General features: G+C 74.0%; 13 protein-coding genes and 1 pseudogene. 7 read left to right on the top strand and 7 right to left on the bottom strand.

The genetic code is table 11. The features are described from left to right. The first annotated feature begins 522 nt into the window (after window positions 1-522). Window positions 523-1,323, top strand: a complete 801-nt coding sequence (locus tag ACFYNX_RS24615; protein WP_388664169.1) for a polysaccharide deacetylase family protein — start codon at window positions 523-525, stop codon at window positions 1,321-1,323. Between the two features lie 133 nt (window positions 1,324-1,456). Here the strand turns inward: ACFYNX_RS24615 and ACFYNX_RS24610 are convergent, their stop codons facing one another. Beyond that, the gene (locus ACFYNX_RS24610; RefSeq protein WP_365540263.1) at window positions 1,457-1,645 is read right to left on the bottom strand and encodes a CsbD family protein; all 189 of its coding nucleotides are present in this window, start codon (window positions 1,643-1,645) and stop codon (window positions 1,457-1,459) included. 340 nt (window positions 1,646-1,985) lie between these two features. On the opposite strand from ACFYNX_RS24610, the gene ACFYNX_RS24605 reads away from it, so the two are divergent. Beyond that, window positions 1,986-2,282, top strand: coding sequence for a hypothetical protein (locus ACFYNX_RS24605; RefSeq protein WP_388664167.1), 297 nt, complete (start codon window positions 1,986-1,988; stop codon window positions 2,280-2,282). Between the two features lie 99 nt (window positions 2,283-2,381). On the opposite strand, the gene ACFYNX_RS24600 is transcribed toward ACFYNX_RS24605, so the two are convergent. Next, window positions 2,382-2,633: an EF-hand domain-containing protein gene (locus ACFYNX_RS24600; protein WP_365540262.1), complete on the bottom strand. Its 252-nt coding sequence runs from the start codon at window positions 2,631-2,633 to the stop codon at window positions 2,382-2,384. Between the two features lie 194 nt (window positions 2,634-2,827). Between ACFYNX_RS24600 and ACFYNX_RS24595 the strand changes: the two genes are divergently transcribed. From ACFYNX_RS24595 to ACFYNX_RS24585, 3 genes are all read left to right on the top strand, one after another. Further along, complete coding sequence (locus ACFYNX_RS24595; RefSeq protein WP_365540261.1) at window positions 2,828-4,651, top strand: ABC transporter ATP-binding protein; 1,824 nt, start codon at window positions 2,828-2,830, stop codon at window positions 4,649-4,651. A gap of 119 nt (window positions 4,652-4,770) precedes the next feature. Then, window positions 4,771-6,816 (top strand): DNA helicase RecQ, encoded by a 2,046-nt coding sequence (gene recQ / locus ACFYNX_RS24590; RefSeq protein ID WP_388664164.1) that lies wholly within the window; start codon window positions 4,771-4,773, stop codon window positions 6,814-6,816. Between the two features lie 155 nt (window positions 6,817-6,971). Continuing rightward, window positions 6,972-9,509, top strand: a complete 2,538-nt coding sequence (locus ACFYNX_RS24585) for an ATP-dependent Clp protease ATP-binding subunit (protein ID WP_388664162.1) — start codon at window positions 6,972-6,974, stop codon at window positions 9,507-9,509. A gap of 77 nt (window positions 9,510-9,586) precedes the next feature. Here the strand turns inward: ACFYNX_RS24585 and fdhD are convergent, their stop codons facing one another. Both fdhD and ACFYNX_RS24575 read right to left on the bottom strand, forming a co-directional pair. After that, window positions 9,587-10,423 carry a formate dehydrogenase accessory sulfurtransferase FdhD gene (gene fdhD / locus ACFYNX_RS24580; protein WP_125660081.1) on the bottom strand — a complete coding sequence of 279 codons (837 nt, stop codon included), beginning with the start codon at window positions 10,421-10,423 and terminating at the stop codon, window positions 9,587-9,589. Between the two features lie 151 nt (window positions 10,424-10,574). Further along, window positions 10,575-12,065, bottom strand: a pseudogene (locus tag ACFYNX_RS24575) (molybdopterin-dependent oxidoreductase); the annotation flags it as partial. A 233-nt stretch (window positions 12,066-12,298) separates the two neighbouring features. Here ACFYNX_RS24575 and ACFYNX_RS24570 point away from each other — a divergent pair. Continuing rightward, a complete protein-coding gene (locus ACFYNX_RS24570) occupies window positions 12,299-12,934 on the top strand; it encodes a DUF1345 domain-containing protein (protein ID WP_388664160.1) in 636 nt (211 codons plus the stop codon). Window positions 12,935-12,959: 25 nt separating this feature from the next. Here ACFYNX_RS24570 and ACFYNX_RS24565 read toward each other — a convergent pair whose 3' ends face one another. Both ACFYNX_RS24565 and ACFYNX_RS24560 read right to left on the bottom strand, forming a co-directional pair. Further along, on the bottom strand, window positions 12,960-13,775 hold the full coding sequence (locus ACFYNX_RS24565) for a hypothetical protein (protein WP_388664158.1): 816 nt from the start codon (window positions 13,773-13,775) through the stop codon (window positions 12,960-12,962). 7 nt (window positions 13,776-13,782) lie between these two features. Continuing rightward, window positions 13,783-14,247: a GreA/GreB family elongation factor gene (locus tag ACFYNX_RS24560; RefSeq protein ID WP_388664156.1), complete on the bottom strand. Its 465-nt coding sequence runs from the start codon at window positions 14,245-14,247 to the stop codon at window positions 13,783-13,785. Window positions 14,248-14,405: 158 nt separating this feature from the next. Here ACFYNX_RS24560 and ACFYNX_RS24555 point away from each other — a divergent pair, with 158 nt between their 5' ends. Then, window positions 14,406-15,101 carry a 1,4-alpha-glucan branching protein gene (locus ACFYNX_RS24555; RefSeq protein WP_388664532.1) on the top strand — a complete coding sequence of 232 codons (696 nt, stop codon included), beginning with the start codon at window positions 14,406-14,408 and terminating at the stop codon, window positions 15,099-15,101. On the opposite strand, the gene ACFYNX_RS24550 is transcribed toward ACFYNX_RS24555, so the two are convergent. Then, window positions 15,091-18,123 (bottom strand): AAA family ATPase, encoded by a 3,033-nt coding sequence (locus tag ACFYNX_RS24550; RefSeq protein WP_388664154.1) that lies wholly within the window; start codon window positions 18,121-18,123, stop codon window positions 15,091-15,093. The two genes, ACFYNX_RS24555 and ACFYNX_RS24550, sit on opposite strands and share 11 nt — an antisense overlap. Window positions 18,124-18,251 lie beyond the last annotated feature (128 nt).

Raw genomic sequence — 18,251 nt, 5'->3', positions numbered from 1 at the left:
CGAAAGTGCGCTTCCCGTGAAGGAGCCGCGGGGGAACCGTGAGGGGCCCCGGCCGATCACGTCCGCGCACGCCGCGACGGGTGCGGCCCCGTGTCGTCTGCCGGTCCGGCTCCCGGCCCGTCTCCCCAGTGTGGGCTACACCATTGGCGCGTACGCAACAGTTCCGCGCGTCCGGCGGGTGGGCCGCGGCGGCCGGACACCGCTCGCTCCCGGCCAGGGGGCCGGTTTTCGGTGCCGTCGGCGGGACGTTCGGCAACGGCCGGGCGGGTGACGGAAAACCACGGGATGGGAGGCGGGTCGGTCCGGAAGGGCGTGCGGCCCTCCGGCCCGAGGGCTGTACGCCCCGCCGGGCCGAAGGCCTTACGTCCCACCGGGCCGAAGGCCGTACGTCCTCCCGGCGTTGGGACGTGCGTCCTCCGCTTCCGGGACGTAAGTCCCGCCGTTTGGGTGAAACCTTCCCACCGCTTGTACCGTCCTCTCACCTGGGAGAAGGACCTGGAACAACGGGGAGTGGGCAATTCCATGGGGCGGAACAAGTACACAGCGCACATAGCCGTGGTCGCCTCCGCGGTCGGGCTCAGCCTGGCGGTGTGGGCGGCGAGCGCGGTCACGCAGACGGAGGCCGAGGCCAGTGCGGGCGGCGGGCGGCCGACGGCCGGGCAGTCGCCGTCCGGGGACGCCAAGGGGCCCGCCCAGGCGCCGCCGAAGAAGATGCCGGAGAGCATCGCGCACGACGCCGAGGCGGGCGGCACGGCGGTGAACATCACGATCGACGACGGGCCCGACCCGCGCTGGACGCCCCAGATGCTGGACATCCTGAAGGAGAACGGCGTCAAGGCCGTCTTCTGCATGGTGGGACCCGAGGCGAAGCGGCACCCCGACCTCGTCAAGAAGGTCGTCGCGGAGGGACACCGGCTCTGCGACCACACGATCTCCCACGACACCTCGATGGACAAGAAGTCCGTCGCGTACCAGAAGCGGCAGATCCTGGACGCGAAGAAGATGATCGAGGACGCGGCCGGGGGAGCGAAGGTCGAGTACTACCGGGCGCCGGGCGGCGCCTTCACCCCGGACAGCCGGCGGATCGCCGCCGCGGCCGGCATGCGTCCGCTCGGCTGGAACGTGGACACCAAGGACTTCGAGCTGCCCGGCACGGCCTCGATCGTGAACACGGTCAAGAACGAGCTGTCCAACGGCCCGACCATCCTCTTCCACGACGGCGGCGGCGACCGCGGCCAGACCGTCGCGGCGCTGCGGCAGGTGCTGCCGTGGCTCAAGCAGCAGGGGCACGCCTTCAGCTTCCCCGTGCGGACGACCCCCTGAGGGCGGTTCCGCGCCGGCGGAGGCCCCGGAGACGCGAGGAGGACCGCCCGGCGGGTGCCGGGCGGTCCTTCCGCTGTTCGGGCCGTCCTCCAGAGCGCGGTACGGCGGCCCGAGCGTTTCGGAGGTGCGAGCCCTAGGAGTCGTCGCGCTCGAGGGAGTCGCGGACGCCCTCGACCTTCCCCTGGGCCTTCTCGCCCACCTTGCGGGCCTGGCCCTTCATCTGGTCCGCCTGACCCTCGCTCTTGAGCCGCTCGTTGCCGGTCGCCTTGCCGGCGGCCTCCTTGAGCTTGCCCTTGGCCTTGTCCACGTGGCTCTCACCCATGACTGCTATGCCCCTTTTCTGGTCGACTGGGGTACTTCGGTCACGTTAGGCGGGTTCCCCGGATCCCGCGCGCCAACCGTCCGGATCCGATCCCGTCCGCCGGACCCGCCGATCCCTCCGCGCGCTGAACCGTGACCGGACGGCTACGCATCGGCGTCCTGGTCCCCGCCTGACCGCCACGGTCGTCCCGGGCGGGGCCGTGAAGGGGCTTCCTTCTCTCCTCCCGTGAAATCAGTCCCTTCGCTTTCCTCGCCCTTCGGCTTCCGCGGCGGGCCCCCGTTCGGGCGGTGGGGACGGGGGCGGCCGTGACCGCCGGCGGGCCGACCGCGTTGGTGAGGGCATGACCTCAGCACGACGCATCTCCTCCGTCCTCGCCGTCGCCGCCGCCTTCTCGTGCCTGGGCGCGTCCGCGGCGAGCGCGACCCCTGCCGCCGGTCCGCTCGGCCCGCCGATCAACCCCGTCACGGAGCTCGACTCCCTCGCCGCGACCGGCCTCCCCGAGGAGCAGGCCGCGCAGCTCCCCGGCATCTCCGAGCAGTTGGGCGGGCTGAACCGGATCCACGACCTCCAGCAGCTCCACCAGCTCACCGACCTGGCCGCGCCGGTCACCGGGGTGCTCCCCGCCGTCTCCGTCTGACCCGGTCCGACCCCGTTCCCCCCGGCCGTCACCGGCCCCCGCAACGGCACCGCGCCACCCGCGCGGTGCCGTTCGCGCGTACGGGCGGGGACCCGGGGATCACCAGCCGAAGCGCCGGTTCACCAGCGTCGCGAACTCCTCGAAGGACAGCACCCGGTCGCCGTTCAGGTCGGCCTCGTCGAACAGGGCCGAGGAGTCGTCGTCGGTCCCCACGCCCCAGAAGGGGATCACGCCCCGCGCGGCGAGCGTGGGGCCCTTGGACCGCAGGGCGTTGATGACCTCGGTACGGGTCAGCGAGCCGTCCCGGTCGAGGTCGAGCGCGTCGAAGAGGGTCCGGGCCTTGTCGCTCATGGGGTGTCCTGGCTCCTGGGTCGCTGGCCGCCGGGCGGCGTCGGGTCCTGTGCGGAAGGACGCGGCCCGGGCGCGGCGGGTTGCCCCGGCCCCCGAAGAGCCCCGCGGGCCCCGGAAAACACGTGGACCCCGGCGGCATTTGCACGGAAGACTTCCCCTTTCCCGCCTTCAGTACGACAGAAAGGGGGTTGGGGATGGGATCATCCGAAAAGCAGGAAGGATTACCCTCCGCGGGTTCGGTCCTCCTCGCGCTGCGCCACTACGGACGGGAGCTGCTCCGTCTGCGGCGGCTGACCGCTCCGGCCATGCTGCTGCCGGCGCTCGGCAACATCGGCATCTTCTACGTCGCGCCGCTCGTCGTCGCCAAGCTCGTCGGACAGGTCGCCGGGGACGGCGCCGGCGCCGACGGCATCGGCGCGCACCTTCCGTACGTCCTCGGGTTCGCCGGCGTGCTGCTGCTCAGCGAGGCGCTGTGGCGCGTCGGACTGCACTGCCTGAACCGGCTCGACGCCCGGGGCATCGAGCACCTCTACGTCGTCGGCATGGACGAGCTGTTCGCCAAGGACTCCTCGTTCTTCCACGACAACTTCGCCGGATCGCTGACCAAGCGGGTCCTCGGCTTCGCCTCCCGCTTCGAGGTGTTCGTCGACACGCTGACCTTCTCGATCATGGGCAACTTCGTGCCGCTGCTCTTCGCCTCGGTGGTGCTCTGGCGCTACGACCCGCTGCTCGTGGTCGGCCTCCTGACGCTGATCGCCTTCACGGGCGTCTGCGTCGCCCCGCTGATCCGGCGCCGCCAGGCACTCGTCGCCCGGCGCGAACAGGCGATCGCCCGGGTGGCGGGCCACGTCGCCGACAGCCTCACGAACATGGACACGGTCCGGGCCTTCGCCGCCGAGGACCGGGAGGCCGCCGAACACCGCTCCCGCGTCGCGGAGTCGCGGAAACTCACCCTGCGGTCCTGGGACTACGGCAACCTGCGCATCGACACGCTGGTCGCGCCGATGTCCGTCCTGACGAACGTCCTGGGACTCGTCCTCGCCGTCACCCTCGGCGGGGGAGAACACGGCGTGGAGGCCGTCATCGTGGCCTTCACCTACTACTCCAACGCGACCCGGATCATGTTCGAGTTCAACCAGATCTACCGGCGCCTGGAGAGCGCGATGACGGAGGCCGGGCAGTTCACCGAACTGCTCCTCGAACCGCCCACCGTGCTCGACCCGGAGGACCCGGAGCCGCTGGAGCCCCGGGGCGCCGGCGTCCGCTTCGAGAAGGTCACCTTCGCCCACGCGGGCGCGAAGCCGCTCTTCGAGGGGCTCGACCTGGACGTGCCCGACGGGGCGAAGATCGGCTTCGTCGGCAGGTCCGGCGGGGGCAAGACCACCCTGACCCGGCTGCTGCTGCGGATGACGGACGTCGACGGCGGCCGGATCCTCGTCGGCGGGCAGGACATCGGCAAGCTGCGCCAGGCCGACCTGCGGAGCATGATCGCCTACGTGCCGCAGGAGCCGGCGATGTTCCACCGGAGCCTGCGGGACAACATCGCCTTCGCCCGGCCGGACGCCACCGACGCCGAGATCCTGCGCGCGGCCGGGGCGGCGCACGTCACGGAGTTCGTCGACGGGCTCCCCGACGGCTTCGACACCATGGTGGGCGAGCGGGGCGTGAAGCTCTCCGGGGGTCAGCGCCAGCGGGTCGCCCTCGCCCGGGCGATCCTGCGCGACGCCCCGATCCTCCTCCTCGACGAGGCCACCAGCGCCCTGGACTCCGAGAGCGAGATCCTCGTCCAGGAGGCGCTGTGGCGCCTCATGGAGGGGCGGACCGCGCTCGTCGTCGCCCACCGGCTGAGCACGGTGGCCGGCATGGACCGGCTCGTCGTCCTCGACCGCGGCCGGGTCGTCGAGCAGGGCACGCACCAGGCGCTGCTCGACGCGGAGGGCGCCTACGCCAAGCTGTGGCAGCACCAGTCGGGCGGCTTCCTCGACGACACCAGGGAGGGGGCCGAACTGCGCCGGTGACGGGCCGAGGGGGACCCGGGCGGGTCGTCCACAGGCGGCCGGAGGCCCGGTCGGCCGGGTTTTCCACAGGTTGCGGCGGACGGGACCGGGCTGTCGGCGCGGACGGATACGCTTCACGAATGGTCCTCTCCGACGCTTCCCCAGAGATCTCCGAGCCCGCCCGGGTGCTCCACCGTGTCTTCGGCTACAACTCCTTCCGCGGGGAGCAGCAGGAGATCATCGAGCAGGTCGTCGGCGGCGGCGACGCGCTCGTGCTGATGCCGACCGGCGGCGGCAAGTCGCTCTGCTACCAGATCCCGGCCCTGGTCAGAGACGGCACGGGCATCGTGATCTCGCCCCTCATCGCGCTCATGCAGGACCAGGTGGACGCGCTGCGGGCGCTCGGGGTGCGGGCCGGGTTCCTGAACTCCACGCAGGACCCGTACGAGCGGCAGGCCGTCGAGCAGGCGTTCCTCGCGGACGAGCTGGACCTGCTCTACCTGGCCCCCGAGCGGCTGCGGACCGAGGGCACGCAGCGGCTCCTGGACCGGGGCCGGGTGTCGCTCTTCGCGATCGACGAGGCGCACTGCGTCGCCCAGTGGGGCCACGACTTCCGGCCCGACTACCTCGCCCTGTCCATGCTGCACGAGCGGTGGCCGAAGGTGCCGCGGATCGCGCTGACGGCGACGGCCACCGAGGCCACCCACGCCGAGATCGCGAAGCGGCTGGGCCTGGAGGACGCCCGGCACTTCGTTGCCGGCTTCGACCGGCCGAACATCCAGTACCGCATCGTCCCCAAGAACAACCCGACCAAGCAGCTCCTGGAGCTGATCAGGACCGAGCACGCCGGGGACGCCGGAGTCGTCTACTGCCTCTCGCGGTCCTCCGTCGAGAAGACCGCCGCGCTCCTGGTCGAGCAGGGCATCGACGCCGTGCCGTACCACGCGGGCATGGACGCCCGCACCCGCGCCGCGAACCAGGCCCGCTTCCTGCGCGAGGACGGGGTCGTCGTGGTGGCGACGATCGCCTTCGGCATGGGCATCGACAAGCCGGACGTGCGGTTCGTGGCCCACCTCGACCTGCCGAAGTCCGTCGAGGGCTACTACCAGGAGACCGGCCGCGCGGGCCGCGACGGCGAACCGGCCACGGCATGGCTGGCGTACGGCCTCCAGGACGTGGTCCAGCAGCGCAAGCTCATCGACTCCTCCGAGGGCGACGAGCAGCACCGCCGGAGCCTCGCCATGCACCTGGACGCCATGCTGGCGCTCTGCGAGACCGTCGACTGCCGCCGGGTGCGCCTCCTGGAGTACTTCGGGCAGAACGGCGAGCCCTGCGGCAACTGCGACACCTGCCTGACCCCGGCCGAGTCCTGGGACGGCACGGTCGCCGCGCAGAAGCTGCTGTCCACGGTGTGGCGGCTCGCCAAGGAGCGGCGCCAGAAGTTCGGCGCGGGACAGATCATCGACATCCTCCAGGGCAAGCGGACGGCGAAGGTCATCCAGTTCGACCACGACGCCCTCTCGGTGTTCGGCGTCGGCTCCGACCTGGGCACCGCCGAGTGGCGCGGGATCGTCCGCCAGCTCCTCGCCCAGGGGCTGATCGCGGTCGAGGGGGACTACGGGACGCTCGTCCTCACCGAGCAGAGCGGCGAGGTCCTGGGCGGACGCCGCACCGTCCAGATGCGCAAGGAGAAGGCGGTCGCCCCGGCCCGGAAGGAGCCCGGGAGCCGCTCCGGAAAGGGCGCCCGCGTGCCGGTCGACCTGCCGGCCGAGGCCGTGCCGGTCTTCGAGGCGCTCCGCGCCTGGCGGGCCGCGACCGCCCGCGAGCAGGGCGTTCCGGCGTACGTCGTCTTCCACGACGCGACGCTGCGGGAGATCGCGACCCTGCGCCCCACCACGGTCGAGCAACTGGGCACCGTCGGCGGGGTCGGCGAGGCCAAGCTGACCAAGTACGCCGAGGGCGTCCTGGAGACCCTGGCGGAGACCGGCCCCGCGGCCCCGGCCGGACAGGACCCGGCCCCGGCCCCGGCGGGAGACGCCCCGGCCGCACCCGCCCCGGCCGCACCCGCCCCGGCCGCGCCCGTCCGGACGGACGCGGCGTCCGCGCCCGCGCCCGCCGCCCCGTACGACGACGAACCGCCCTTCGACTTCGACGAGCTCGAACCGCCGTGGGACGAGGAGGAGTAGCCGGACCGCCCGCCCGGGCCGTGGGACGGGCCGGCGCGGCGGACGTTCCGTTCGCGCCGGTCCCGCGGCCCCGGCCGTCCCGTTCGTCCGTTTGCGGAGCGGTGGACATGGCGTTTCAGTGAGAGGGATTCCCCCCACGCTTCACTGGAGCAGACATGTCGATGGCGTTCGGTTCACCTTTCGGTTCCTCCGATCCGTTCAGCGAGATGCTGAACCGGTTCTTCGGCATGTCGCCGGCCTCCTCGCCCCCGGCCGTGCAGCGCGTGCCCATCGGAAGGCTGCTCACGGAGTCCTCGCACGAACTGCTCAACCTGGCCACCCGCAAGGCCGCAGAGGACGGCACGTCCGACCTCGACACCGAACACCTGCTGTGGGCCGCCACCCGGGTCGACCCCTCCCGCGGGCTGCTCGCCCGGGGCGGCGTGGACCCCGACGCCCTCGCGGACCGGATCGCCGAGGTGCTGCCCGGGGAGTCCGCCGAGCCCTCCTCGGAGCCCGGCCTCACCCCGGCGGCCAAGCGCACCCTCGCCCTCGCCCACGCCCGCTCCCAGGCCGCCGGCGTCTCCTACATCGGCCCCGAGCACATCCTCGGCGCCCTCCTCGGCGACCCCGACTCCGGCGCCTCCCGCTTCCTGCGCGCCGAGGACCTGGACGTCTCGAAACTGCGCGGCGCCGCCGACCGGGCGGCCTTCGGCGGCGAGGGCGAGGCCCCCGCCCCGAAGCAGCCGGCCACCGCCCTCGACGAGTTCGGCCGGGACCTCACCGAGGAGGCGAGGGCCGGGAAGCTCGACCCCGTGGTCGGGCGGGCCGAGGAGATCGAGCAGACCGTCGAGATCCTCTCCCGGCGCTCCAAGAACAACCCCGTCCTCATCGGCGAGCCCGGCGTCGGCAAGACCGCCATCGTCGAGGGCCTCGCCCAGCGCATCGTGGCCGGCGAGGTGCCCGACACCCTCAAGGACAAGCGGGTCGTCTCCCTCGACCTCTCCGGGATGGTGGCCGGCGCCCAGTACCGAGGACAGTTCGAGGAGCGTCTGAAGAAGGTCATCGAGGACGTCCAGGAGGCCCGGGGCGACATCGTCCTCTTCATCGACGAGCTGCACACCGTCGTCGGCGCCGGCGCCACCGGCGAGGGCTCGATGGACGCCGGCAACATGCTCAAGCCGGCCCTCGCCCGCGGCGAGCTGCACGTGGTCGGCGCGACCACCATCGACGAGTACCGCAAGCACATCGAGAAGGACGCCGCCCTCGAACGCCGCTTCCAGCCCGTCCTGATCCCCGAGCCGACCGTCGAGGAGACCGTGCAGATCCTCGAAGGGCTGCGGGACGCGTACGAGGCCCACCACCGGGTCCGCTTCGCCGACGGCGCCCTCACCGCGGCGGCGGAGCTCTCCGACCGCTACGTCAGTGACCGCTTCCTGCCCGACAAGGCCATCGACCTGATGGACCAGGCCGGCGCCCGGGTACGGCTGCGCAGCGGCGGGCGTTCCACCGAGGTGGTCGGCCGCGAGGACACGCTGGCGAAGCTGCGCCGCGAGAAGGACCAGGCCGTCGCGGGCGAGGAGTTCGAGAAGGCCTCCGACCTCAAGCGGCGGATCGCCGAGGTCGAGGGCGAGCTCGCGGGCATCGAGGAGCGGCGCGAGGGCGTCGTCTCCGTCACGGCCGCCGACATCGCCGACATCGTGTCCCGCCGTACCGGCATCCCGGTCTCCCGGCTCACCGCCGGTGAGAAGGAGAAGCTCCTCAGGCTGGAGGAGGAGATGCACGCCAGGATCGTCGGCCAGGACGAGGCGGTCACGGCGGTCTCCGAGGCCGTGCGCCGCAACCGGGCCGGCATGGGCGACCCCGACCGCCCCGTGGGCTCCTTCCTCTTCCTCGGCCCCACCGGCGTCGGCAAGACCGAACTCGCCAAGACGCTCGCCGACCTGCTCTTCGGCGACGAGGGCCGCATGATCCGGTTCGACATGAGCGAGTTCCAGGAGAAGCACACGGTCGCCCGGCTCGTCGGAGCGCCTCCCGGGTACGTCGGCTACGAGGAGGCCGGCCAGCTCACCGAGAAGGTCCGCCGCCAGCCCTACAGCGTGGTGCTGTTCGACGAGATCGAGAAGGGGCACCCGGACGTCTTCAACACCCTGCTCCAGATCCTCGACGACGGGCGGCTCACGGACGGCCAGGGCCGCACGGTCGACTTCCGCCACTGCGTCGTCATCATGACGTCCAACATCGGCGCCCACCGCATCCTCGACCACCAGGGGGACGCGGCCGAGCTCAAGGACCGACTGATGGAGGACCTGCGGGGACGCTTCCTGCCCGAGTTCCTCAACCGCATCGACGACATCATCGTCTTCCACAGCCTCACCGAGGAGGACCTGTCGGAGATCGTCGACCACCTCCTGGACCGCAGCAAGCACCGCGTCCACGCGCAGGGCATGACCCTGGAGGTCACCGAGGCGGCCAAGAAGCTCCTCGTCGCCCACGGCCACCAGCCGGCGTTCGGGGCCCGGCCGCTGCGCCGCACCATCCAGACCGAACTCGACAACCGGGTCGCCTCCCTGCTGCTCGGCGGCGACGCCGGACCCGGCGACACGATCGTCGCCGACGTGGTGGGCGACTCGATCCACTGCACGGTCCGCAAGGGCGACTCCGGAGGCGGCGCCCACCGCGAGGACGCGGAGGGCCCCGCCGAAGCGGCGTAGGGCCGCCGGGCGCCCGCGCGGGCGGTGTGCCGACATGCCGGATACCGCCCGCGCCGCCCCCGCCCCGGCGCCCGGCCTCAGGCCACCGGCACGGTCTCCAGGCGCTCGTCCCCGCAGTACACGTTCATCGACGTGCCCCGCAGGAACCCGACCAGGGTCAGTCCGCTCTCCGCCGCCAGGTCCACGGCGAGCGAGGAGGGCGCGGAGACGGCCGCGAGCATCGGGATCCCCGCCATCACCGCCTTCTGCACCAGCTCGAAGGAGGCCCGGCCGCTCACCATCAGGACCGTCCCGCGCAGCGGCAGCAGCCCCGACCGCAGGGCGTGGCCGACGACCTTGTCCACGGCGTTGTGCCGGCCCACGTCCTCCCGCAGGCAGAGCAGCTCGCCCTCGGCCGAGAAGAGCCCGGCCGCGTGCAGGCCGCCCGTGCTGTCGAAGACCCGCTGCGCGGCCCGCAACCGGTCGGGAAGGGCCGTGAGCACCTCCGTACCGATCCGCAGCGGGTCCTCCGCGACCGTCCAGGCGGCCGTCGTGCGCACCGCGTCCAGGCTCGCCTTGCCGCACAGTCCGCACGAGGACGTCGTGTAGAAGTTCCGCTCCAGGGAGGCGTCGGGGGCGGCCGTGCCGGGTGCCAGGACGACGTCGACCACGTTGTACGTGTTGCCGCCGTCGGAGGTGGCGCCCGCGCAGTACCGGATTCCGGCCACGTCCCCGGCCGCGTGCACCACGCCCTCGCTCACCAGGAACCCGGCCGCGAGGTCGAAGTCGTCGCCCGGGGTGCGCATCGTCACGGTCAGCGGACGCCCGCCGACCCTGATCTCCATCGGCTCCTCGGCGGCCAGCGTGTCCGGGCGGTAGGAGGCCCCTCCCTCCCGCACGCGCAGGACGCGCCGCCGCGCGGTCACTCGTCCCATGGTTCCTCCTCCCTCTGGCTCCGGCCGGTGGACCGGACGCCGGATCCCGGGGCCGCGGTGTCACGCCGCCCGACCGCCGACGGTAGCCGTCCGGGGAGCGGCGCGCGCGACGCGGGGTGCGCCCCGGGGCCGTGCCCGTACCGTCACGCGGTCAGGAGGGGGCGTCCGAGGGAACGACGGTGACCCGGACGTGCTTCATGATCGGCTGGCCGCTCTGGGTGCTGTGGTCGTCCAGCGCGCACAGCACGTTCATCTCGGGCATGTAGCCGGCCGCGCACCCCCGGGGGATGTCGTACGGGACGGCGAGGTAGCCGTCGAGGCGCCGGTGGCCGCCGTCCCGCGCGGTGCTCGTGATGTCGACCGGGCCCATGTCGGCGATGCCGCGCTCGCGCATGTCGGCCCGGTTCATGAAGACGAGCGTGCGCAGGTCCTTGACGCCCCGGTAGCGGTCGTCGTCGGAGTGGATCGTGGTGTTCCACTGGTCGTGGGAGCGCAGGGTGCCCAGGGCCGGCTCGCCGGGGGCGGGCACCACGCCGGGCAGCGCGGAGGAGGAGAACTCGGCCCGGCCGGATGCGGTGAGGAAGACCAGCTCGCGGGCGGGCTGCTTGATGCGGAAGCCGAGCGGCAGGCGCACCCGCCGGTTGAAGGCCTCGAAGCCGTCGAGGACCCGGGCCATGGTGTCCCGGACGCGGTCGTAGTCCTCGACGTACCACTCCCACGGCGTGGCGCTGTCCGGCAGCGCGGCCCGGGCCATGCCCGCGATGATCGCCGGTTCGGAGAGCAGGTGCGGCGAGGCGGGGCGCTTCATGCCGACCGACAGGTGCACCATGCTCATCGAGTCCTCGACCGAGGTGCTCTGGACGCCCTTGCGCCGGTGGTCCTTCTCGGTCCGGCCGAGGCAGGGCAGGATCAGCGCCCGCCGGCCGTGCACGACGTGGCTGCGGTTCAGCTTGGTGCTCACCTGGACGGTCAGCTCGCAGGTGCGGAGCGCCGCGTGGGTGGCCGGGGTGTCGGGGGCCGCGAGCGCGAAGTTGCCGCCCATGCCGACGAAGACCTTGATCTTCCCGTCGCGCATGGCCCTGATGCTCGCGACGGTGTCCTTGCCGTGCTCGCGGGGCGGGTCGATCCCGCAGACCTCGGCGAGCCGGTCGAGGAACTCCGGGCGGGGACGGTGGTCGATGCCGCAGGTGCGGTTCCCCTGGACGTTGCTGTGCCCGCGCACGGGGCAGGGGCCGGCGCCCTCGCGGCCCAGGTTGCCGCGGAGCAGCAGCAGGTTGACGATCTCGCGGACGGTGTCCACGCCGTGCTCGTGCTGGGTGACGCCCAGGCACCAACTGATGATCGAGCGGTCGGCCTCGCGGTAGACGCGGGCCGCCTCCAGGATGCCGGCCCGGCCCGGCCCCGACTGGGTCTCCAGCTCCTCCCACGGGGTCGCCGCGCACAGCGCCCGGTACTCCTCGAAGCCGGTGGTGCGCCGCTCGACGAACTCCCGGTCCAGGGCCTTGGGGTCGGTCGCGGACTGCTCCAGGAGCGCCTTGGCCATGCCCCGCAGCAGCGCCATGTCACCGCCGATGCGCACCTGGAGGTTCAGCGTGCCGGTCCGCGTGGCGCGGAAGGTGGCCATGTCCTTGAAGTCGTGCGGGCTGCGCGCCGCCCGGCCCGGGAGGGAGCACGGCGCCGGGCTGCGCGTCACCCGGTCCCGGAAGGAGCACCGCGCCGGGCTGCGCGGCGGATCACGCGCGCCTACGCTGTCGCTGTTCCGCGGTGTCCTCCGCTTTCCCTCCCCTCCCATACCTCCCGTCCCGTCGCGCGGGGCCGTCCTCCGGCAGGAGCGCCATGGCCGTACCCCAGTCCCCCCGTACGGAGGCCTGACCCGTGCGCCCCCGGCTGCTCGGTGCGGTCCCCCGGCTCGTCGGGTCGGCGCTCGTGGGCGCGGCGGCCGGCGCCGTCGTCGCCGTGGCGACCCACGCGCCGCTCGGCGTCCTCGCCGGCATCGCCGCCGCGGAGACCGCCTTCGTCGTCGCCGGCTGGACCGTCCTGTGGCCCATGGACGCCACCGCCACCCGCCGCAACGTCCGCCGCGAGGAGTTCCGGCCCGTCGTCGAGGAACTCGCCGTCGTCGCGACCTCCCTGGCCGGCCTGGTCGGCATCGTCGTGCTGCTCCTGGTCGGCCGCACCGACCTGAGCCACGCGGCGGCCGCGACGGCGCTCTGCGGCGTCTTCATGGCCTGGGCGGCGCTCCACCTGATGTACGCCACCCGCTACGCGTACCACTACTACGTCCCGGAGCCGGGCGGCGGGATCGACTTCAACACCAGGGAGCCGCCCCGGTACAGCGACTTCCTCTACTTCAGCTTCAACCTCGGCATGACCTACCAGGTCTCGGACACCGACGTCTCCACCGCCGGACTCCGCGCGATCGTCCTGCGCCACTGCCTGCTGTCGTACGTCTTCGGGGCCTGCATCCTGGCGACCACCATCAACCTGGTCACCGGCATCGTCACGGGCTGAGCCCCCGGCGGTTCCGGGAAGGGGTTCAGCCGCGCCACCACGGCTCGCGCACGAAGCGGCTCTCCTCGCTCGTGCAGTCGAGGCCGTTGGAGATCTGCTCGGAGTCCAGGTTCCACCCCACGACGCCGTCGCCCTTCCGGCTCAGCTCGATCAGGCGGTCGTCCGCCGTCCCGGCGCCGCTCGTGACCCGGCACGTCACGATCGACGTCCACGACTGCCCGTCGAGCGCCGAGGCGAAGAACAGCACCGGCAGCACGACCACGGTCAGGACCAGGGCCGCCCACTGCTCGGCCCCGGCGGCCCGGCGCAGCCAGTCGGGCGGCCGGCGACCGGTGTCGTGGTGCGCCTCCCGGCCGTGCGACCGGTGCGGCCGGCGCCGCCCCGTCCGGTACTCCTCGATCACGCCCTGCCGCAGCGCGAAGGCGGCGAGGCCGGTCCCGAGCCCCCACCACGGCCCGAAGAAGCACGCGTCGATGACGCCCACGGCGATCGGGGTGACGGCCGTGAGCCCCAGCCGCTGGAGGAACCGGACCCCGCCGCCGCCCACCGGCACCGCGCCGCGCGCGGCGAAGAGGGCGAAGACCACGCGGGAGACGACGACGGCGAGCACCGACCCGAGGAGCGGATCGGTGATCACCATGCCGAGCAGGACGTCCGGCCAGTTCGCCGGCTCCATGCCCACGAGCACGTCACGGACCGCGTCGCCGCCGCCCACCGTGTACGTGAGCTTGGTGACCGGCACGGCGAGGACGAGGGCCACCAGGACGGTGTGTCCGGGCCCGCCCTTGCGGTCGGCCTCCCGGAACCCCTCCCGCTCCTGTCCGGCGTCGGCCTCCGGCACGGCGCCGTCAGCCGACCGAGACCACGGTCGCGGTCGCCCGGCCCTCGGGCGTCTCGTACGTGACGGTGTCGCCGGCGCCGTGGCCGAGCAGCGCCCCGCCGAGCGGGCTGTCGCCGGTCACCAGGCCGGGGTCGAGCGCGTCGGCCAGCTCGGCGATGCGTACGGTGGACTCGGTGCCGTCCTCGAACCGCACGGTCACGCTGCTGCCGACGCCGACCGTGCCGGCGGCCGGGGGCGAGGCGACGGACGCCTCCTTCAGCCGGTCCTCGACCTCCCGGATCCGCCCGTTCAGCCGGTCGGCCTCGTCGGCGCGCATCAACTCGTCGGCCTGGTCGGCCCTGTCGCCCGTCTGGTCGCCGCCGCCGTCCCGCAGGGTGGCGGTCACCGAATCGCGCTCGGCGCGCAGCTCGGCGAGCTCCTTCTCCAGCTCCTCGCGGGCGACGGCGTTGATGGGCTCGGGTCCACCGGTCATTCCTGCTCCCGTTCAGACGAGGACGCGGACGATTGCCGCAAAGATCCTAAATGAGTGATTCAGGACGTTATCAGGAGCGGTGCGCGTGGAACGCGAGGACCGACCGCACGACCTCGTACGGTGATCGGGAAAGCCCGACCGAGAGGGAGAAGCGCACGATGGCCGTCATCCACCGCACCACGATGCAGCCCGGCAAGACGGAACTGCTCGCCGCGTGGCTGCCCACCCGCCCCTGGTACGCCGCCGGCGCCGACGGTCCCCGGCCGGTCAGGGCGGGCGGGTTCCGGCTCGACGACCCCGAGGGCGAGGTGGGCATCGAGTTCATGGTGGTGACCGACGGCACCGGACCGGACGCGGTCGCCTACCAGGTCCCCCTGACCTACCGCGCGGACCCGCTGGCGGGCGCCGGGCACGCCCTCGTCGGCACCGCCGAGCACGGGGTCCTGGGGAAGCGCTGGGTCTACGACGGCGTCCACGACCCCGTCCTCGTCGAGCGGTTGCACGCCCTGCTCGCCGGCCGCGCCGAGCCGCAGGCCCAGACCGCGACCGACACCCCCGACCCCACCGTCGCCGTCTCGCCGCTCGCCCCGGGCGGCACGGGGGCCGGGGCGGAGCCCGTACGGGTCGAGGAGGGCCCCGACCACACCGACGTGGTGGTGCGGGAGCCCGGCGCGCCCGCGCCGCTCGTCCTGCGGGTGCGGCGCGTCCTGCGGGCCGACGGGGACGGCGGGACGGCCGACGGCGCCCGGGGCCGGGTGACCGGCGCGTGGCAGCGGCCCGACGGGACCACCGCCCGGGGCACCTACGCCACGGCGCTCACGGCGGCCGCGGGGCTCACGGAGTTCACGGCCTGAGCGCCGTCGCCAACTGAGCCCGGGAGCGCACGTCGAGCTTCTGGTAGATGCGGGTGAGCCGCGCCTCAACCGTCTTCACGCTCAGGTACAGCTTCGCCGCCGCCTCCTGGTTGCTGGCGCCCTGGCCCACGAGCCGCGCGAGCCGCAGCTCCGCCTCCGTCAGGGAGGAGAGCGCGGGAGCGGTCTCCTCGGCCCCGGGACCGCCCGCCGGTCCCTCGCCCGCCGGGGTCTCGCCCGCCAGGGCCAGCCACGGCGCCGCCCCGGCCCGCTCGAACACCGACGCCGCCTCGTGCAGGGCGGCCTGCGCCGCCGACCGGCGCCTCCGGCGGCGCTCCACCCGGGCCAGCGCGATCAGCGCCCGGCCCCGCTCCAGGGGCAGCCCGGCACGGCCGAACTCCACGACCGTACGGGTCAGCAGCTCCGCCGCCTCGTCCGTACGCCCCTCGGCGGCCAGGCACAGGGCGTACGCCCGGTCGCAGCCGAGCAGGACCGTGGACCGCCCGAGGCGCTCCGCCACCGGCCGCACCTCCGCGAGGAGCGCCAGGGCCTCGTCCCCGGCGTCGTTCGCGAGGAGCGCCTCGGCCAGCTCCTCGTGCCAGCGGAGCATCGACGGGTCCACGGTCGACTGGGCGCGCTCGTCGGCCTGGACCCGGCGCAGGGTCTCCAGGGCGGCCGCCACGTCCCCGTTGACCAGTTGGACCCGGCCGAGCGCGTACCGGCTGCGGGAGAGGAAGACCCGGTCGCCCTCCTCCTCCGAGGCCTGCACGCTGCGGCGCGCGTAGCTCGCGGCCCGCGCGAAGCTGCCGCCGGCCGTCTCCGCGAGCGCGAGCGCGTACCAGGCGGGCCCGGGGGAGAGCCCCGCCTCCAGGGTGAGGGCGAGGGACTGCCCGGCGTGGGCGAGGGCCGCCGCGCACGGCCCGATCCGGGACTCGATCTCGGCCAGCGTGCGGAAGAGCTCGATGGCATCCTCGACGGAGCCGCGCCGCTGCACCAGCGGCAGGAGCGCGCCCAGCTCGTCGCGGGCCTCCACGAGCCGGTCGTCGAACAGGGCGTGGCGGATTGTCAGGATCTGGGCGGCGTTGCGGATCCCGAGCGGACGCTCGGCCAGCTCCAGGGACCGTGCCTGCGCGAGCACGGCCTCCGCGTCCGGTGAACCGAGCGCCCGTTCCATCCGCGCCTGCACGGTCAGCGCCTGCGAGGCCGTGCGCGGATCGCCCATCGAGGCCGCCAGCGCGGCCGATTCGACCGCCGCCGTCCGCGAGCGCTCCGGATCGCCGTCCGCGAGCACGTACTTGAGGGCGAGCCGGAGCTGCACGGCGGCCCGCAGGGCGGTGTCGCCCTCGGAGTCCTCCATGGCGTGGACGTACATCTCGTCGAGGCCGGTCAGGCCCTGGCCCGCCGTGTCGAGCACGGCGAGCCGCGCCCGCACCCGGTCGGTGGGCACGGCGTCCCGGGCGAGCAGATCGGTCGCGGCCCGCATCGCGAGGTCGGCGCGGGCCGCCCGCGCGGCCTCCTCGGCCGCGTCGACGAGCCGCGCGATCCGCCGCGTGCCGTCCCGGCCCGGCGTCGACTCGGCCGCGAGCAGGGCCAGTTCGGCGGCGAGCGCGCTGTTCCCGCGCCGCCGGGCCAGATCGGCGGCGGCCGCGACCTCGGCGGCCAGCTCCTCGTCCGGACTGTCGGTGGCGAGCGCCCGGTGCCGTACGGACTCCACGGGATCGTCCACGACCTCCGCGAGGGCCGCGTGCCCGGCGCTCCGCTCGGCCCAGCAGGCGTCGTGCACCAGCGTGGAGGGCAGCAGCCCCGCGGTGAAGGTCACCGAACCGTCCTCGGCCAGCGACACCAGGTCGGCCCGCTCGGCCGCCGCCAGGTCCGCCTCCGCGTTGGGCCGCCCGGCCCGGCGCACCAGCGTCGCCGACGGGCGCAGCGCCAGGGCGGCCAGCAGCAACGTCTCCCGTACGGCGGGGGGCGCGGCGCCCAGGAGCTGGCGGGCCAGGTCGCGGGCGCGCCCGGAGAGCGTCAGGGCCTCGGCGTGGTGCACGGGGGTCCGCGCGTCCGCCAGCGAACGGCCCACCGCGAGCGCGAGCCGCGGATTGCCGCCGCTCGCGCGGTGGATGCGACCGGCCATCCGGGAGGGGAGCCGGTGGTGGATGAGGAGTTCGGCGATCTCGTCGGCGTGCAGCGGCGGGACGCGCAGCACGTCCGCCTCCGAGGGCACCCAGAGGTGGCGGGCGTGCGGGTCCTCGCAGCGGTGGGGCTCGCCGTAGGGGTCGTGGGCCTCCCCGTACGGCTCGGGGGTCTCCACGGCCACCACCCGCAGCGCGGGCGGCGCCAGGTGGAGGGCGAACCGCAGCAGGTCCGCGCTGTCCGGGTCCACGTGCTGCACCCCGTCGACGACGAGCAGGACGGGCCCCCGGCAGGTCAGGGTGCGCAGGATCCGGGCGATGCCGAGGCGCAGCGCGATCGTGTCCCAGCCGTCCGCGTCGATCGGCGCCTCGCGGCAGAGCATGGCGACGGCGGTGCGCTGGGGACCGGGCAGCTCGTCGAAGATCCCGGAGGCGAACACGCCGGTGGCGTACGCCCCCGTGGTGTCCGCACCGGCGGCGCCGGGGGCCGGGGCGGGGGTCCGCGCGCCGGGGCTCCTGGGGGAGCCGAGGGCCGGAAGGACCGGGACGGACGCCCCGGGCCCGGGCGCGTCGGACGGTTCGGGACCGACGGCGCCGGGTCCGGCCCAGGTCACCGTCGCCGCCACGGAGGCGACGAGCGCGGCGGCCGAGGCGCCGGGCATCTCGCGGTCGGACGGCAGGGAGGCGAGCCACAGCACGGTCTCGCCGCGCGCCTCGGCACGGGCCGCCTCGGCGAGCGCGACCTCGGTCTTGCCGACGCCGGCGGGCCCGGTGAGCAGGGCGCGGCCCCGCGTGTGCAGGGCGCGTTCCAGCCGGGCGAGGAGCTCTTCGCGGCCCACCGGCGCGGGATTCGCCCCCACGCCCGCGGGGCGCAGGGCGACCTGCGGAGCTGTCGTCACTGTCCACCACCTCCGGCCGCTCGGGCCCCCGGCCCACGAGCCCCGTGCGCAGAGAATACGGAGCCCACCGGCGGAGTCCAGGCCCCTTGTCCGGCATACGGACAGCGCGCTCCGGTGGCACGCGCTCC

Source organism: Streptomyces sp. NPDC007872 (genome assembly GCF_042868165.1).
In the GTDB taxonomy this organism is placed as follows: Bacteria; Actinomycetota; Actinomycetes; order Streptomycetales; family Streptomycetaceae; genus Streptomyces.
The sequence above is the reverse complement of the archived record's forward strand: the minus strand, read 5'-3'. Positions and strand labels throughout refer to the sequence as shown.

Bases quoted from the DNA above. Each gene is read 5' to 3' on its own strand.
- ACFYNX_RS24610 (WP_365540263.1), bottom strand. From the start codon at position 1,645: ATGGGTGAGAGCCACGTGGACAAGGCCAAGGGCAAGCTCAAGGAGGCC.
- ACFYNX_RS24605 (WP_388664167.1), top strand. From the start codon at position 1,986: ATGACCTCAGCACGACGCATCTCCTCCGTCCTCGCCGTCGCCGCCGCC.
- fdhD (WP_125660081.1), bottom strand. From the start codon at position 10,423: ATGGGACGAGTGACCGCGCGGCGGCGCGTCCTGCGCGTGCGGGAGGGA.
- ACFYNX_RS24555 (WP_388664532.1), top strand. From the start codon at position 14,406: ATGGCCGTCATCCACCGCACCACGATGCAGCCCGGCAAGACGGAACTG.
- ACFYNX_RS24595 (WP_365540261.1), top strand. From the start codon at position 2,828: ATGGGATCATCCGAAAAGCAGGAAGGATTACCCTCCGCGGGTTCGGTC.
- ACFYNX_RS24560 (WP_388664156.1), bottom strand. From the start codon at position 14,247: ATGACCGGTGGACCCGAGCCCATCAACGCCGTCGCCCGCGAGGAGCTG.
- recQ (WP_388664164.1), top strand. From the start codon at position 4,771: ATGGTCCTCTCCGACGCTTCCCCAGAGATCTCCGAGCCCGCCCGGGTG.
- ACFYNX_RS24615 (WP_388664169.1), top strand. From the start codon at position 523: ATGGGGCGGAACAAGTACACAGCGCACATAGCCGTGGTCGCCTCCGCG.
- ACFYNX_RS24600 (WP_365540262.1), bottom strand. From the start codon at position 2,633: ATGAGCGACAAGGCCCGGACCCTCTTCGACGCGCTCGACCTCGACCGG.
- ACFYNX_RS24585 (WP_388664162.1), top strand. From the start codon at position 6,972: ATGTCGATGGCGTTCGGTTCACCTTTCGGTTCCTCCGATCCGTTCAGC.